Source organism: Rhizobium sp. BR 317 (assembly GCF_047445835.1).
Lineage (GTDB): Bacteria > Pseudomonadota > Alphaproteobacteria > Rhizobiales > Rhizobiaceae > Rhizobium > Rhizobium paranaense.
Genome location: NZ_JARWLB010000020.1, coordinates 80,648 through 94,673, shown reverse-complemented (window position 1 = coordinate 94,673; position 14,026 = coordinate 80,648). Strand labels below are relative to the sequence as shown.

Sequence of the window (14,026 nt, the reverse complement as noted above, 5' to 3'; positions counted from 1 at the left end):
TTTAAATGACCATTGGTATCGTTTCCGCGGCCTATGTTGCCGCAGCCGTTCTGTTCATCCTCTCGCTCGGCGGTCTTTCCGGCCAGGAAAGCGCCAAGCGCGCCGTCTGGTACGGCATCGTTGGCATGGGCCTTGCCATCATCGCCACCGTCTTCGGCCCTGAGATCAGCAAGGGTGTCGGGCAATGGCTCGTCGTGCTCCTCATGCTGGCCGGCGGCTCCGTGCTCGGCTACTTCGTGGCGAGCCGGGTGCAGATGACCGAGATGCCGCAGCTTGTSGCGGCYCTTCAYTCCTTYGTCGGYCTTGCCGCCGTCTTYATYGGCTTCAACGCCCATATCGAGGAAGCGCATGTCGCCTCGCTCGATGAAACGGCGCGTTCGTTGCTGACGGGCTTTTCCGCCATTCTTGCCCACAAGACGGCGGTGGAACTGGCGATCATGAAGGTCGAGGTCTTCCTCGGCGTCTTCATCGGCGCGGTCACCTTCACAGGCTCCGTCGTTGCCTTCGGCAAGCTTGCCGGCAAGGTGGATGGCAAGGCGAAGAAGCTGCCGGGCGGACATCTGCTGAACGCGGGTGCCGCTGCCCACTCACTCATCCTTCTGCTCGTCTATTTGCTCGGCGGTGGCGACTGGACGTTACTTCTGATGACTGCTCTCGCCTTCTTCATCGGCTACCACCTGATCATGGGCATCGGCGGCGCCGACATGCCGGTCGTCGTTTCGATGCTGAACAGCTATTCCGGCTGGGCGGCCGCCGCCATTGGCTTCACGCTCGGCAACGATCTGCTGATCGTGACGGGGGCGCTCGTCGGTTCCTCAGGTGCGATCCTCTCCTACATCATGTGCAAGGCGATGAACCGCTCCTTCATCTCGGTCATCCTCGGCGGCTTCGGCGGCGCGACGGGTCCGGCGATGGAAATCGAGGGCGAGCAGGTGGCGATCGACGCCGAAGGCGTGGCATCGGCGATCAACGACGCAGACGGCGTCGTCATTGTCCCGGGCTATGGCATGGCGGTGGCGCAAGCGCAGCAAACCGTCTCCGAACTGACCCGCAAGCTCAGAGCCGCCGGCAAGACGGTCCGCTTCGCCATCCACCCGGTGGCGGGACGTCTGCCCGGCCATATGAACGTGCTGCTCGCCGAAGCGAAGGTGCCCTACGACATCGTGCTTGAAATGGACGAGATCAACGACGACTTCCCCAATACCGACGTCGTGATCGTCATAGGTTCCAACGACATCGTCAACCCGGCGGCACAGGACGACCCGAACTCGCCTATCGCCGGCATGCCCGTGCTGGAAGTGTGGAAGTCGAAGCTCGTGATCGTCTCCAAGCGCGGACAGGGCACGGGCTATTCCGGCATCGAAAACCCGCTGTTCTACAAGGACAATACTCGCATGTTCTATGGCGATGCCAAGAAGTCGATCAACGATCTTCTGCCGCTCCTCACGTAATCGAACGGGCAAACAAGACCGGAGGCGCGCCCACCCCCAACACAGGCGCCAGCAGGTGAACCGTCAGTAAGGACACACAATGAACCGTCGTTTGGTAGGCAGAATTGCGGTTGTGACCGGTGGCGTCGCCTGTTTCGGTCGCTCGGCTAACTGCAACCTTGTCGGTGACGGTGTAGATGTCGCCGTAGCAGGTTTCGGTGCTCTCGAAGAGGTGAAAGCGCTCGTCGAAGTTGAGGGCGGGGAACTTGATTTGCCACAAACAACGACGCGATATCTGCAGGTGTGAAAATACGAAAGCTAAACATCAAGCGGCATCAAGGCCCGGACGATGATGCTGATCATGTCACCTTCCTCGTCTTCGACGAAGCAGCCTTCATTACTGATCGTTCCGGCAGATTACAGCCTCATCCGGCGCTGCGGGGCTCGATACAGCCTTCATTTTTTCCGAGCTCATAGAAAGGAGCAATCATGTCAATGTCTCATTCAAACAGAGTTGCCGTCGTGACCGGCGCGGCGAGAGGTATAGGTCGGGCGATCGCCATCAAACTCGCCCAGCACGGTGCGAAACTTGTTCTCGTGGACCGAGCGGAGTGCCTGGAAACGGCGCAAAAGATCGGCACGGAGCACATCAGTGCCGTAGCTGACGTTTCACTCGCAACGGACTGGTCAAGACTGGCCGAAGTCACGTTCAGTCACTTTGGGCGAGCCGACATTGTTGTTAACAACGCCGGGATTCTCCCGGTGAAGCATATTGATGAAATGGATGCCCAGGATTGGGATGCAGTGCTGCGCGTGAACCTCGATTCACATTTTCACAGCGCGAAACATTTCGTGCCGCTCATGCGCAAGAACAACTGGGGCCGATTTGTAAACATCTCGTCGAATTCCATCGGCGTTTCGCAACAGGGCCTGAGCCACTACATGGCGAGTAAGATGGGCGTCATCGGTTTTGTCCGCGGACTTGCAAACGACCTTGGCGGCGATGGCATCACCGTCAACGCGGTTCTGCCGGCCATAACGAATACACCCGGCATGGCAGGCCTTCCAGATGAGGTCAAGCGGGAGGTGTGGATGCAGCAGGCAATAAAGCGGTTCGCCGATCCCGACGATATTGCCGGACCGGTTGCATTTCTGACGAGCGATGATGCCTCGTTCATCACGGGCCAGGCGATAGTCGTCGACGGTGGCATGTACAAGATTTCCTGACTGCTGCTGCTGCAGGAACGGAGGGTTCCCGACCTGTAGCGGCAACCCGGATCAGAATTGATTTAGGACAAATCGATTGCGTGCGCATCCTGATGCGCCGTTAGAACAATGTGGAAAACTGGAGGATACTGACTATGCCTGCTTATGTGGTGTTGATCATCAAGATCGATAATTTTGATACTTTGGTAAAGTCTGGCTACCCCAGACGTTCGATAGCTCTGGCGAAGAAATATGGCGCGACCTACCGAATGTTTGGTGAAGGGGCGGAACTTGTGGAGGGAGACGAAAGCTGGAGAGGGGCTCGCCCCGTCATTCTGGAATTCCCCGACGAAAAAGCCGCCCGGGGGTTCTGGATGAGCGACGAGTATCAGGAGATCATAAAATTGCGTGACGGTTACACGAAAGCGATCAGTTTCATCACCGACAAGCCATGGATGACTGAGGAGGAGGAGGAGGCGTACCTGAATGTCGACGACGAACAAGTGCGCAGCCTCCGCGAGTTGCGCATTCCGCTCGACCGCCCGGCATGGTCAAGCTCCGACGCAATGAGAAGGTCGCATCAAGGCACCTGGCGCTCTTGCGGGACGCCAAGATCGACGCCAAGACGCCTCTGCTTCTGATGATGCAAAATCGGCTCGGGTATCTCCGACATGAAGCGGCAAGGCGCTTGCTGGATGACTACCGGCTGCGATCCGTTTCGAGCGCGTCGTTTGCGCCCTCGTTCCCTGCCATATGCGAAGGCTAGGCTCCGATTGCCTCGCCTTCGCATTCGACGCTCTCAAACGGTCGTCGTGAAAACCGCACTGCGCTCGAACCGTGCCCGACGTGGCAAGGTCGTGACGCTATTATATTTCAATTTCTTAGGGGAGTTCCGCCGGGGCGGACCTTAGCCAGGGATACGCCCTGGCCGCGGCATTTTTATGTGATGTGATATCCCGGGCGTGGGTGAGGGACAGGTCAATGTCATCGACACCATTCAGCAGGCGGTAACGCTTTCGGGGTTCGGTCGAAAAACKGATTTGAGCGCCTGCCGCCCGAGTGATCGTCTCAGTTTCCAGATCGACCGTCAGAACCGCCGTTTCGGGGTTCCTCACATCAGAAAGAAGCGTCTCCACATCCTGCCGGCAAAGTTCGACGGGCAAGATGCCGTTCTTGAAATAGTTTCCTCGAAAAATCTCCGCAAAACTGGGCGCGATGATGCATCTGATCCMGAAATCCAACAGAGCCCACGGGGCGTGCTCACGACTTGATCCGCACCCGAAATTGTCGAGCGCGACCATGATGCCGGCTCGATCCCGTGGCGCCTTGTTCAGAGGAAATTCTGGATCGGCAACCCGGCCGTTGCAGAACAAGGCCTTGGGCAAACCGTCTCGCGACACGGTTTTCATGAAGGCTGCGGGAAACGGCATGTCCGTGCCGATGTCGGCAAGCTCCAGTGGAGCCGCGATTGCGGTAATTGAAACAAAGGGGTCATATAGCCAGTCTCCGCACGTCCGTGAGGCAACCCGTGACCGCCGCTGCGGCGGCCATCGCCGGGGAAACGAGATGGGTTCGCCCGCCACCCCCGTGCCGACCCTCGAAATTCCGGTTTAAAGTCAATGCGTTGCGCTGTCCCGATATCAGCTTGTCCGGATTAAGACCAATGCACATCGAACAGCCGGCGTCACGCCATTCGAACCCCGCGGCGATGAAGATGCGGTCGAGCCCCTCGGCTTCACCTCGGGCCCTGGCGTCGCCCGATCCTGGAACAACAAGCGCTCTCACGCCGGATGCAACCATCCGTCCACGAGCGATTGCCGCCGCTCGCAGATCTTCGATGCGGCTGTTTGTGCAGGAGCCTATGAAGACAACGTCAATCGGCAATCCGTCCAGGGATCCTTCTCGAGCGCCGCCACAACGTGATTGTCCCAGATTTTTCATAGAGCGTGCGGGGTCTGGTCATTTTGTTGGCTCCTCTGCAATGCATCGATTGCCACGCAGTGCTGCGCGTACACGGCCACCCGGGGTGGCTCCCGCAATCCTGGCGCCGTCTTCCGCGACATCAAGCAGGCGGCCAAGATCGATGCCGGTGGCTATGCCCATGTTATCGAAGGTCCACACGACGTCTTCCGTCGCGACATTACCGGTCGCACCGGGAGCGAAGGGGCACCCGCCCAGTCCGGCGAACGACGCATCAAAGGCCCGCACGCCGGACGAATAGGCCGCAAGGACATTTGCGACCCCGAGGCCATATGTGTCATGGCCATGGAATACCCAGCCGGGTCCGTTCGGGAAACGTGCCATGGCGCGCGCGAACAGGGCCTCGACCTTGTCGGGCGTCGTCCGACCTGTAGTGTCGCAAAGCGCGATCTCGACCTGTGGGCGGATGGGAACGAGTTGGTCAAGCAACCCGATGACATCGTCTGGCGCAACCGGTCCGTCGAACGGACAGTCGAACGACGTCGCCAGGTTCAGGCGAAGTGAAATTGACGGAGGAAGTTGCCCCACAATCCCGGCATATTCTTCCACGGATTCCCGCGGGGTTTTGCGCACGTTGTTCATGTTGTGCTTCGGGCTCACCGAAAGCACAAATGCGATGGCAGTCGCTCCGGCAGAGACAGCCTCTTCACAGTAGCGCTGATTTGGAACCAGGACCTGCACGCCAAGATCCGGCATTGCCTGTGCCGCCGCCAGGACTTCGGCCGCGTCAGCCATTTGCGGCATAGCGCGGGGGCTCACAAACGCACTAGCCTCCACGCGCCTGAGGCCTGTTTCGTAGAGGCGGCGAATATAGTCTATCTTGTGGCTGGTCGGAATGAACATGCTGATCGGCTGGAAACCGTCGCGCGGCCCGACTTCGATCAAGGTTACGTCCTGGCTCATGATATCACTCCTTTTTCGCGCAGGACGAAAATTTCCTGGTCATCCATGCTGAGCAGTCCGCGCAGGATCTCCTCGTTGTGGGCGCCAATAGCCGGTCCCGGCCACCGGATTGCATTTGGTTCGTCACCAAAGCGCGGTACGACGCCAGGATGCAGAATTGGGCCGTCAAATGCCTCGTCATAAACGTCCAAAATCATCCCGCGCTCCCGATATTGCGGGTCATGAGCGATATCAGCGGCGGTGTACACGCGCGAGTTTGGGATATCCTCGCCGGTCAGCAACCCGATGAGCGTTTTTGAATCATGTCGGCGTGACCATTGACCAATCAATTCGTCGAGTTCGACTGAATTTTGAACACGTTGCTGATTGCCTGAGAAACCCGCAACACCGATCAGGTCCGGCCTCCCTATCAAACCCATCAGCTTTGCGAAAAGCGGTTCGGAGTTCGCAGCGATCAGAACGTACGCTCCGTCGGCGCTGGGATAGGCATTGGTCGGTGCCGCCGTCGGGATGCCTCCACCCGTCGGCTGGCGGACCTTTCCAAGCCTCCCGTACTCAGGAAGCATTCCTTCCATAAGGCTCAGCACGCTCTCCGTGAGAGCGACGTCGATGGTACGCGGTTTGGCGTCGCCGGCGGTGCGATCTCTCTGCCACAGCGCCGAAACCAGACCGAACGCGGCGTAGAGGCCGGCAAGCGAATCGCCAATGCTGACCCCCACGCGCACTGGCGGAAGGTCGGTACTGCCCGGCGCTTGATTGGTCAGATGCCTGAGGCCGCCGATCGCCTCACCTATGACGCCGAACGCGGCACGGTCCCGATAAGGCCCTGTCTGGCCAAAGCCGGAGATATGCGCGATTATCAGATCCGGCCTTTCCCGGCGTAGAACGTCTGGACCAATTCCCAGCCTGACAAGCTGCCCGGGACGGAAATTCTCGACGACGGCGTCACATTCACGCACCAGCCTTAGGATCAGTTCGATCGCTCTCGGATCCTTGAGGTTGCAGGCCAGGCTCCGCTTGTTTCGGCCATGCAAAGACCACCAGATCGACTTGCCGTCGACTTGTTCGCCCCATTGACGCACAGGATCTCCGGTGAGCGGCTCGATCTTGATAACATCAGCGCCGAGATCGGCCAGAAGGCGCGTGGCGAACGGAGCCGCCACAAAGTGTCCGATTTCAAGCACCCTGAGACCGCGGAGCGGGAAACCGTCGCCATCCATCTTTTTCCTCCTTTGAGCGGATGGACCCGATTCCTCGCCGAATCGATTACTGTCTCCGCTTTATTCTTTGCTGGGTTTGTCGAGAACGGATGTGTCCGTTCCGCGTCGGCCCGACGCTCCAGCGCCAGCATTCATATTTTGTGGAACTGTCAGAGGCGGGCCTAGCCAAAATGATACATGTCCGAAAATATAACATATGTCAAATATAGTGGTAGCGAGTGAAAATCGATTCTCCTGTTCTCACTCCACTGTTTTGGCACAGGAACGATGTGTTCACGGAATCCATGACAGAAGTTGCCAAAGTGGCGGTCAGGAGCGCAGAAATTTGGCTCGTATCACCATTGGAATTCGAGAGCTTTGTTTGAGTTTTGACTCTGGTCACCGGTTGACGATCGCGGATTGATGACCGAATCCAGGAACGGTGAGTGGGGGAGAGAAGAGTCTCGTTGATGATCCTGCGTCACGACGGTGACCGCTCTAACGCGCGCCGGTAGGACAATTGCCCGGAGCCGAAGAGCCGCCGAACAGTCGGGAATTCGCTTAACAATCTCGATGTCTGGTGACTGGAGGTTTTGGCTTTCAAGGGGGAGGGATGTCGCCAGCGGAAGCGTGGGTTTCCTTGGCACGCCAGAGGGATAACCACACAAAACGCGGCCGCGCCGGACTTATGAGCCGGCGATACCAGCAACGACAGTCAATCTGACCAAATCAGGATCGGCTCTCCTCCCGGTCCACAAGCTGGCATGATGGTGAAGGATGGCCCGATCCGCTATCGAACCGAGCGAACGTATCGGACGGATCTAAAGCTCCCTGCGAAATGGGACCTTCCGGCCACGCCGCACAACCCCATCAAGTCATGGATCGTCCAGTGGACCGCGCCAGTTCCCACCATTCGCTACCGGTCTCGCGCCTCCATCCTTGCACCGAACCGAAATTCTCCGTTCGGCGCCGTCGCGGATCAATGTTCCTCGAACAGGATCGGCAGCCCGATCAAGGCGCCGTTCACGCCACCATTGGCGACGGCGATCATCATGGCGGCAGCTAGTTCCTCCTTCGTGGCGCCGGCCTGCAGCGCGCGAGGGATATGGGCGCGCAGCGAGTTTTCCAGGTTGAGCGCCGTGTGTATGCCTATGTAAACCAGTTCCCGCTCCCGCGGGGTCAGGACGGTATCCGTCGCCAGCGAGCCGACAAACTGTGCGAATATCTGGCCAGGGGTGCCGCCGTTCTTCCCGACATAGGCGACCGTTCCCGGCTTAGGATTGGCGTCGTTCAAGACTGAACTCCCTCGTGCTTCTTCGAGATTGCCGGAGCCCTCCGACGGATAGGCATGCGGACGAATGTACCCCTCATTGATCGGAGATCCCAGCCAAACTATGCGTCGTAAAACGATCAGGGTGCGCGTGGTGGCCTTTTTCGCGTAGGATTTTGGCTTCTTCAACCAATATTGATGAATGGCGCTAAAAACGCCCCTTCATCTTTTTGCAAGCGAGCAAGAGCGGAGGGCGCCAGCAGGAAAGGCTCCTGGAATTCGTCCCCTTGAAAACGAAAGAGCACTATCCGGAACGGAGAGGCCGCAACTCCCGTCTCCATTCTGCAGCTTGAGAGTTTTTACGTCGATTGCCGCCGCGACGTTCGATCCCAGTGGTGGAACCTTCTTGCAAACGTCAGCATTATGCGCATAATGCTGCGTAATTGACGAAGACGAAACTTGGCGTGCGCAGGCAGTCTGCCGGGTTTGGACGCAAGTTCGTCCTGGGAGGAGAGCGAAGCATGACAACCGAAAATGGGGCCGCCACGGAGATCAAGATCCTGGCCGCCGGCGCAAACTTTTCGAAATATGGGAGTATGACCGGCCAGGGGTTGACCGGATACTTTGGCGACCTTCCTGAGGGCACGACGGTATCGGTGCACAACATGCATCCGGGCGAGGCCTGCATTGTAGGGCCGGAACTCGTCGACAGCGGTCGCTATCACATGGCTCTGACCTCTCCTTCCTGGCTGGTCGAAACCGCCAGGGCGGGTCGTGGCACGAATGGCTTCGGAGAGCGGCCTCTGCGCCTGATGGCCATAGGCGTGTTCCCGCATTTTGATCAGTTTGCGTTCGCCGTGCGCAAGGATCTGGGCATAAGCTCAATCAGGCAGATCAAGGAGCAAAAAATTCCGCTCAGGATTTCGACCGCGCCAACGCATCTTCGTCATCCGACCGGCTGGGTGCTCGACATCGTGCTGGCAGAGTACGGCATGTCTATCGAGGAGATAGAATCCTGGGGCGGCTCGGTGGTGTTCGGTGACCGGCAGCCCAATCTCATGGAGAGAGTGCCGGAAGGCCGGCTGGATCGCGTCTCTGGCATGCGCAGCGGAGCCCTGAATGCAGTGTTTGATGAAGCGCTCATGACCAGGCCTTGGAAGGACATCGCTGACACCGTCGATCTGACCTTCCTGCCGATCGACGAAGACGTACTGGACCGGATGGAGCGCAAGCACGGGATCCGCCGGGCTATTATGCCGAAGAACTCTCTGCGTGGCGTCGATGCCGATGTGCCAACCGTGGACTTCTCCGGACATATATTATTCTGCCGCGAGGATCTCCCCGACGAAATTGCATACGCCACCATACGGGGTATCGATCAGCAGAAACGCCAGATCGAGTCGATATTTCTTCCGGAGCAGGGCCTGACAGGCCCGGTTGATCTATCACAGATGTGGAAGGACACCTACGTGCCGCTGCATCCAGGGGCGGAGAAATACTATCGCGATCGCGGGTACATGTAAAAGACGCTCCATCGATGCTGAATGAGTGGTATCGTTACCAAAAAACAAGAATAAAACACTTGAGTACGACAGAGGAGCGCGACTTTCGAGCTCTCCAACTGAACCCGCCGAAAGGCGCGCGCGACCAGAAAACCGACAACGCCTTCGGGCTGTCGGGGCATCGACCATTTCGCGCTTCCCGCGCGCGAGCTGCTACTGATGGAACGCTTCGTTCGTGAATTGATGGGGGAGAGCCGTATTACTACGCCGGGTTTGATGACCAGGATCGCAAAATCAACCGCAAGCCGCACCCTTTCGTGCGCATCGGTAGCACGCTGCTCCAGTGCACGGAGGAGGACGGGCCGGCCAGTTTCAACGACTTGCCCGCCCTTGCGACAGGTAGAGAGACCGTCAGGAGATCCAGTTGACTTTTGTTTTCCCTCCACAAGAGACGCCGAGCGTCAGCGTGTTCCGATCCTTTTTTCCAAGCCTGCTGGCGCACTCGTCGACGAGGTTGTTCCGGTGCCTTGAGCGCAGATGACGAGGTAACGGCAGTGTGGTTCCGGGACCTGGTGAGCGAGGCGTTCGCGCTCCTGGAGAAGACGCTTGTAAAAGATCATCTGACAGGCGGCTTCTGGCATGGCTACCGGCCGGGTCCGGCCGATGTTTTCCTCGATGCTCAGGTCTTCAACAATCGTGGCTTTGATGTAGCCATGTTGCCCTGTCCGACGATCAGCCGCCTCTTCGATTTGTGTGCCGAATTGCCTGAGTTCGATGGCGGGTTGGATGGAATTTGAAAGGAGTAGAATGTGACAACGAATGCGCGGAAAAGTAAGGTGACGCCCAATCACGAGGCGGTAACGGAAGAGAGCCGCTTTCTCTCCATGGCMGGTTATCTTTTGCGGCGCTGCCATCAAATCGGTGTCGCGATTTTTCTCGACGAATGCCGGGCGTCTGACCTCACACCTTTGCAGTTCAGTGTTCTGTCGGCCCTGGATGGTTTCGGGCCAATGGATCAGGCAAGACTCGGCGGCGTCGCGGCACTTGATCGCACAACCATTGTCGTCGTTCTCACCAAGTTGGAAGAGCGGGGCATGATCACACGGGAACCTTCGGCCAAGGACAAGCGTGCGAAAATCGTGTCCATCACCGATAGCGGGCGGCAGATTCTGAATGATGTCATGCCCAGCGTTGAGGAATCGCAACGGCGCCTCCTTGGCCCCTTGAACGTGCGCGAGCAAGCGCAACTGATAGCGTTGCTGAGAAAGCTGGCCGAAGCCAACAATAGGTTGAGCCGGGCACCGCACCGCCTGCCCTGAGGGGGCCGTTTCCTGACTTGAGCGAAGAGCAAGAAGAAGCAGGTCGTCATCATGCCGACCACACCGGATCCAAGGCACTCAGTGCAGCGCTTGATCCTCTCGCCTGACTTGAAAACGGTAGGAACGTCCTGGCATTCCCCTGTCTTTAGAGTTTGGCCGACGGAGCGTCTCACGCGGAGCCGAATGACTGACACGGCAGCATTATGCACCGGCGACATTTTCAACAGCGCTTCTGACGGACTTCGGTGTTGCGCATTTGATGTCGGAGGTTGCGCCGCAAAGCCACTTTCGCGCCAGGAAAACTGGCTGCACGGTGAGAAAACGGCTGTCAGTCATTTCCTTGCTCGATCGAGGCCTGACGCACCCGGGATGTCCGCATGAGCGCTTGGCAGTCGACGGAAGACGAGCAGTCCTACCGAGGGTTTCGGGGCGTTTGCGAGCGGCGATCAGGTCTACGCCGATCTTGCCAGCCTAACCAAGTCGCTGGATCATTGCGCGACTCTATACGCGCTGCAACAGGAATTTTGAGGGGGTATTGTCAAATGTCAGCCACTGATCTTGATGCCATTGGAAAGAAGATAATCCGGGTTCTCCAGTCCGATGGAAAGATTCTTATGAGCGATCTAGCCGACAAAGTAGGCTTGTCGGCCTCTCCGACGGCCCGCCGGGTTCGCCTGCTGGAAGACGCTGGCATCATCAAGGGCTACACCGCGGTGATCGATCAGGATGCCGTCGGACTTCCGATCAGCGCGTTCGTATCGATCAGGCTCGAGAGGCAGGTCGAACAGAACCTGGAACGCTTTGCTGCTGCGGTTTCCGTCTGGCCAGAAGTGGTTGACTGCTATCTTATGACCGGTCAGCGCGACTACCTGATGCGCATCGTCTCAAGGGATCTTCAGGCCTACGACCATTTCCTGACAACGAAGCTGGCCCGTCTGGAGGGCATAGCGTCGATAGAAACCAGCCTTGCCCTTCGACAGGTCAAGCGCTCCGAGGTCCTGCCGATCGGCTAGGCATGTTCCGGCGTGAAGCCGGAACATGCAATGTGCCGGCCGCTACCGCAGAGCGCCGTAGATAGCATCGCGCAACTCGACGGTGAACCGACCCCACATGCCCTCCATTGCCGTATTGGTAAGCGATACGACCGTCAGTTCCCTGACCGGATCTACGAACCAGTTATGGCCATAGACGCCGCCCCAGCGATAGGTCCCTTTTGACCACGGCGCCTGTGCCGCGACCGGATCTGTGATTACGGCCCATCCGAAACCAAAGCCGATGCCGGGATCGAGGGACTGGCGCAGCCCGCCGGTCTGATCACGCGTCATCAAGTCCACCGTTTGCCGAGACAGAAGCGGCGAGCCGCCCTTGCGGACCGTTTCCAGTATGGCCAATACGTCCCGGGCGGTTCCCGCCATGCCGGAGCCCCCGGAGTGATAGGATTTGGGATCGAAAATGCGATCCGGGGCGAATTTGACCGATCCCGTCAATGCGGTGACAAAGGTTTCCGCTTCCATGCGGCGTGGTTCGGTCTCACCGTCCGCGTAGGCAGCTGCCAGCCTTTGACGATCGACGACGTTGAATCCGGTGTCCCGCAACCCAAGCGGCCCCGTGACGAGCATCTCGATGGCCTCACCCAATTGCACGCCGGTCTCCTTCTCGATGACGCCGCCGAGAACATCCATCGACAGCGAATACCGCCAGTTCGTGCCGGGCGCAAAGACAAGCTTCTGTCCTGCGAGGCGGGCAAGGTTTTCGTCAAGCGACAGGCCGGGCTCGGCAAGGCCGTCGGAAACGCCCGCGCGAACATAAGGTCCGTTTTCCTCCAGGAAGCCATAGCTGAGGCCGGACATATGCGTAAGGAGATCGCGGATACGGATCACGGGCTCCGAGCCGTCAGCAAGCTGCGGACGGAAATCCGCCAGCCATTTCGTCACGTGATCGTCCAGTCCGATGCGGCCCTGCTCGTAAAGCCGCATCACGGCAATGGCGACGATCGGCTTCGTGACGGATGCGAGGCGGAAGATCGTGTCTTCCGCCATCGGCTGGCCGGTTTCCCGCTCCGCAAGACCAGCGGCACGTCTATAGGCGATAGCGCCTTTTTGAGAAACGAGCACGACCGTGCCTACTAGCCGATTTTGCGCTAGGGTGTGGTCAATGACATCATCAATGGCGCGGGCAAGCGTACCGGCCGGTGTTTCGGCTTCAAGGGGAAGACTCATGCGATCGGACCTTCTATAATCACAATAACCGTTCCTGATTAGCGCGAAACAACTTCTAATTCCAGAGTGAACATTGTGAAAAATAAGAATGAACTGGAAGGTACCCGCCGCAAGCGCGGCCGACCGCCGGCTTTCGATCGCGAGACGGTACTTGCCGCCGCGCGGGATGTCTTCTGGGAGCATGGCTATGACGGCTCGTCGATTGCCGATCTGACGGCCTCCATGGGCATTACGCCGCAAAGCCTGTATGCTGCATTCCGGTCCAAGGCAGACCTCTATCGAGACGCGCTCGATCATTACCGGCGCACGCCACGGCCGGATCCGGGAAATCCCCTGCAGGAGCCGATCGACACGGTCGCCGCCTTCGAACGCTTCCTGCAGAACTCGGCTAGATCCTTCACCTCTCCGGACCATCCCAAGGGGTGCATGATCTCTACCGCAGCCCTGACCTGCGCCTCGGAGAACGAGGACATCGTCTATTACGTCTCCTCGCTTCGCCAGCGCACACTCGAGGCCTTCAAAACGCGCATCGAACTCGGGATCCACGCAGGGGATCTGCGCGCGGATACGAATGCAGGTTCGCTTGCCCGATTTCTCGGAAGTATCGTTCAGGGCATGTCCGTCCAGGCCCGCGACGGGGCGACAACGGAGGAACTGATGGCCCTGGTCAAACACGCAGTCAACGAGCTCGATCGTCACCGTCCACGTTGATCCGCCCTTGAAGAATGAATGGCAGCTGGGCGACCGACTGTCCAAGACAAATCCGCTCGCGGCGGCAGCGGAGGGCGGCAGTTAAATTTTTCGTGTCAGTCAAGCGAATGGCGCCAATTCACGGTCTATACCGACAGCGACGGTGGCAACGAACGCGGATGTCGTCATCCTCTCTTGGTGGTCGGTGGTCTCCCGCTCATGTGGGGCGGATCTCCGGACCAAAGTGCAAGGACTACGACATTCTGAAAGCGCATTGGGCGAAACGTCAAGACGCCTGAGCGACGCCG

The 14,026-nt window shown here is 58.6% G+C and carries 14 protein-coding genes and 1 pseudogene; 9 read left to right on the top strand and 6 right to left on the bottom strand.

All coding sequences use genetic code 11. The annotated features are described in order from the left end of the window. Positions 1-5 precede the first annotated feature (5 nt). The 4 genes from QD357_RS25620 (at position 6) to QD357_RS25605 (ending at position 3,277) form a co-directional block, all read left to right on the top strand. The gene (locus QD357_RS25620) at positions 6-1,451 is read left to right on the top strand and encodes an NAD(P)(+) transhydrogenase (Re/Si-specific) subunit beta (protein ID WP_183940712.1); all 1,446 of its coding nucleotides are present in this window, start codon (positions 6-8) and stop codon (positions 1,449-1,451) included. Positions 1,452-1,530: 79 nt separating this feature from the next. Beyond that, positions 1,531-1,737, top strand: a complete 207-nt coding sequence (locus tag QD357_RS25615) for a hypothetical protein (RefSeq protein ID WP_183940710.1) — start codon at positions 1,531-1,533, stop codon at positions 1,735-1,737. Positions 1,738-1,919: 182 nt separating this feature from the next. Then, a complete protein-coding gene (locus QD357_RS25610; protein WP_414125310.1) occupies positions 1,920-2,657 on the top strand; it encodes an SDR family NAD(P)-dependent oxidoreductase in 738 nt (245 codons plus the stop codon). A gap of 134 nt (positions 2,658-2,791) precedes the next feature. Beyond that, positions 2,792-3,277, top strand: a complete 486-nt coding sequence (locus QD357_RS25605) for a DUF1330 domain-containing protein (protein WP_414125309.1) — start codon at positions 2,792-2,794, stop codon at positions 3,275-3,277. Positions 3,278-3,517: 240 nt separating this feature from the next. Here the strand turns inward: QD357_RS25605 and leuD are convergent, their stop codons facing one another. From leuD to QD357_RS25580, 5 genes and pseudogenes are all read right to left on the bottom strand, one after another. Continuing rightward, the gene (gene leuD, locus QD357_RS25600; protein WP_414125308.1) at positions 3,518-4,219 is read right to left on the bottom strand and encodes a 3-isopropylmalate dehydratase small subunit; all 702 of its coding nucleotides are present in this window, start codon (positions 4,217-4,219) and stop codon (positions 3,518-3,520) included. After that, a pseudogene (locus tag QD357_RS25595) lies at positions 4,128-4,529 on the bottom strand (aconitase family protein); the annotation flags it as partial. The gene leuD and the pseudogene QD357_RS25595, both read right to left, overlap by 92 nt. 66 nt (positions 4,530-4,595) lie before the next feature. Then, positions 4,596-5,501: a hydroxymethylglutaryl-CoA lyase gene (locus tag QD357_RS25590; RefSeq protein WP_414125307.1), complete on the bottom strand. Its 906-nt coding sequence runs from the start codon at positions 5,499-5,501 to the stop codon at positions 4,596-4,598. Between the two features lie 14 nt (positions 5,502-5,515). Continuing rightward, positions 5,516-6,739: a CaiB/BaiF CoA transferase family protein gene (locus tag QD357_RS25585; protein ID WP_414125306.1), complete on the bottom strand. Its 1,224-nt coding sequence runs from the start codon at positions 6,737-6,739 to the stop codon at positions 5,516-5,518. Positions 6,740-7,697: 958 nt separating this feature from the next. Continuing rightward, a complete protein-coding gene (locus QD357_RS25580) occupies positions 7,698-8,012 on the bottom strand; it encodes a carboxymuconolactone decarboxylase family protein (RefSeq protein WP_414125305.1) in 315 nt (104 codons plus the stop codon). A 497-nt stretch (positions 8,013-8,509) separates the two neighbouring features. On the opposite strand from QD357_RS25580, the gene QD357_RS25575 reads away from it, so the two are divergent. The 4 genes from QD357_RS25575 to QD357_RS25560 all read left to right on the top strand — a co-directional run bounded on the left by QD357_RS25575 (position 8,510) and on the right by QD357_RS25560 (position 11,822). Further along, entirely contained in the window at positions 8,510-9,511 is a 1,002-nt protein-coding gene (locus tag QD357_RS25575) for a TAXI family TRAP transporter solute-binding subunit (protein WP_414125303.1), read from the top strand. Positions 9,512-10,017: 506 nt separating this feature from the next. Next, complete coding sequence (locus QD357_RS25570) at positions 10,018-10,287, top strand: hypothetical protein (RefSeq protein WP_414125302.1); 270 nt, start codon at positions 10,018-10,020, stop codon at positions 10,285-10,287. A 39-nt stretch (positions 10,288-10,326) separates the two neighbouring features. Beyond that, positions 10,327-10,809 (top strand): MarR family winged helix-turn-helix transcriptional regulator, encoded by a 483-nt coding sequence (locus tag QD357_RS25565; RefSeq protein WP_414125301.1) that lies wholly within the window; start codon positions 10,327-10,329, stop codon positions 10,807-10,809. Between the two features lie 542 nt (positions 10,810-11,351). Next, complete coding sequence (locus QD357_RS25560; protein ID WP_414125299.1) at positions 11,352-11,822, top strand: Lrp/AsnC family transcriptional regulator; 471 nt, start codon at positions 11,352-11,354, stop codon at positions 11,820-11,822. A gap of 42 nt (positions 11,823-11,864) precedes the next feature. Here QD357_RS25560 and QD357_RS25555 read toward each other — a convergent pair whose 3' ends face one another. After that, entirely contained in the window at positions 11,865-13,028 is a 1,164-nt protein-coding gene (locus QD357_RS25555) for a serine hydrolase domain-containing protein (protein ID WP_414125298.1), read from the bottom strand. Positions 13,029-13,094: 66 nt separating this feature from the next. Between QD357_RS25555 and QD357_RS25550 the strand changes: the two genes are divergently transcribed. Continuing rightward, positions 13,095-13,739, top strand: a complete 645-nt coding sequence (locus QD357_RS25550; RefSeq protein ID WP_414125297.1) for a TetR/AcrR family transcriptional regulator — start codon at positions 13,095-13,097, stop codon at positions 13,737-13,739. The last annotated feature ends 287 nt before the right edge of the window (positions 13,740-14,026 follow it).

Coding starts and splice junctions, on each gene's coding strand:
- QD357_RS25560 (WP_414125299.1), top strand. CDS start 11,352: ATGTCAGCCACTGATCTTGATGCCATTGGAAAGAAGATAATCCGGGTT.
- QD357_RS25615 (WP_183940710.1), top strand. CDS start 1,531: ATGAACCGTCGTTTGGTAGGCAGAATTGCGGTTGTGACCGGTGGCGTC.
- QD357_RS25575 (WP_414125303.1), top strand. CDS start 8,510: ATGACAACCGAAAATGGGGCCGCCACGGAGATCAAGATCCTGGCCGCC.
- QD357_RS25610 (WP_414125310.1), top strand. CDS start 1,920: ATGTCAATGTCTCATTCAAACAGAGTTGCCGTCGTGACCGGCGCGGCG.
- QD357_RS25555 (WP_414125298.1), bottom strand. CDS start 13,028: ATGAGTCTTCCCCTTGAAGCCGAAACACCGGCCGGTACGCTTGCCCGC.
- QD357_RS25585 (WP_414125306.1), bottom strand. CDS start 6,739: ATGGATGGCGACGGTTTCCCGCTCCGCGGTCTCAGGGTGCTTGAAATC.
- QD357_RS25605 (WP_414125309.1), top strand. CDS start 2,792: ATGCCTGCTTATGTGGTGTTGATCATCAAGATCGATAATTTTGATACT.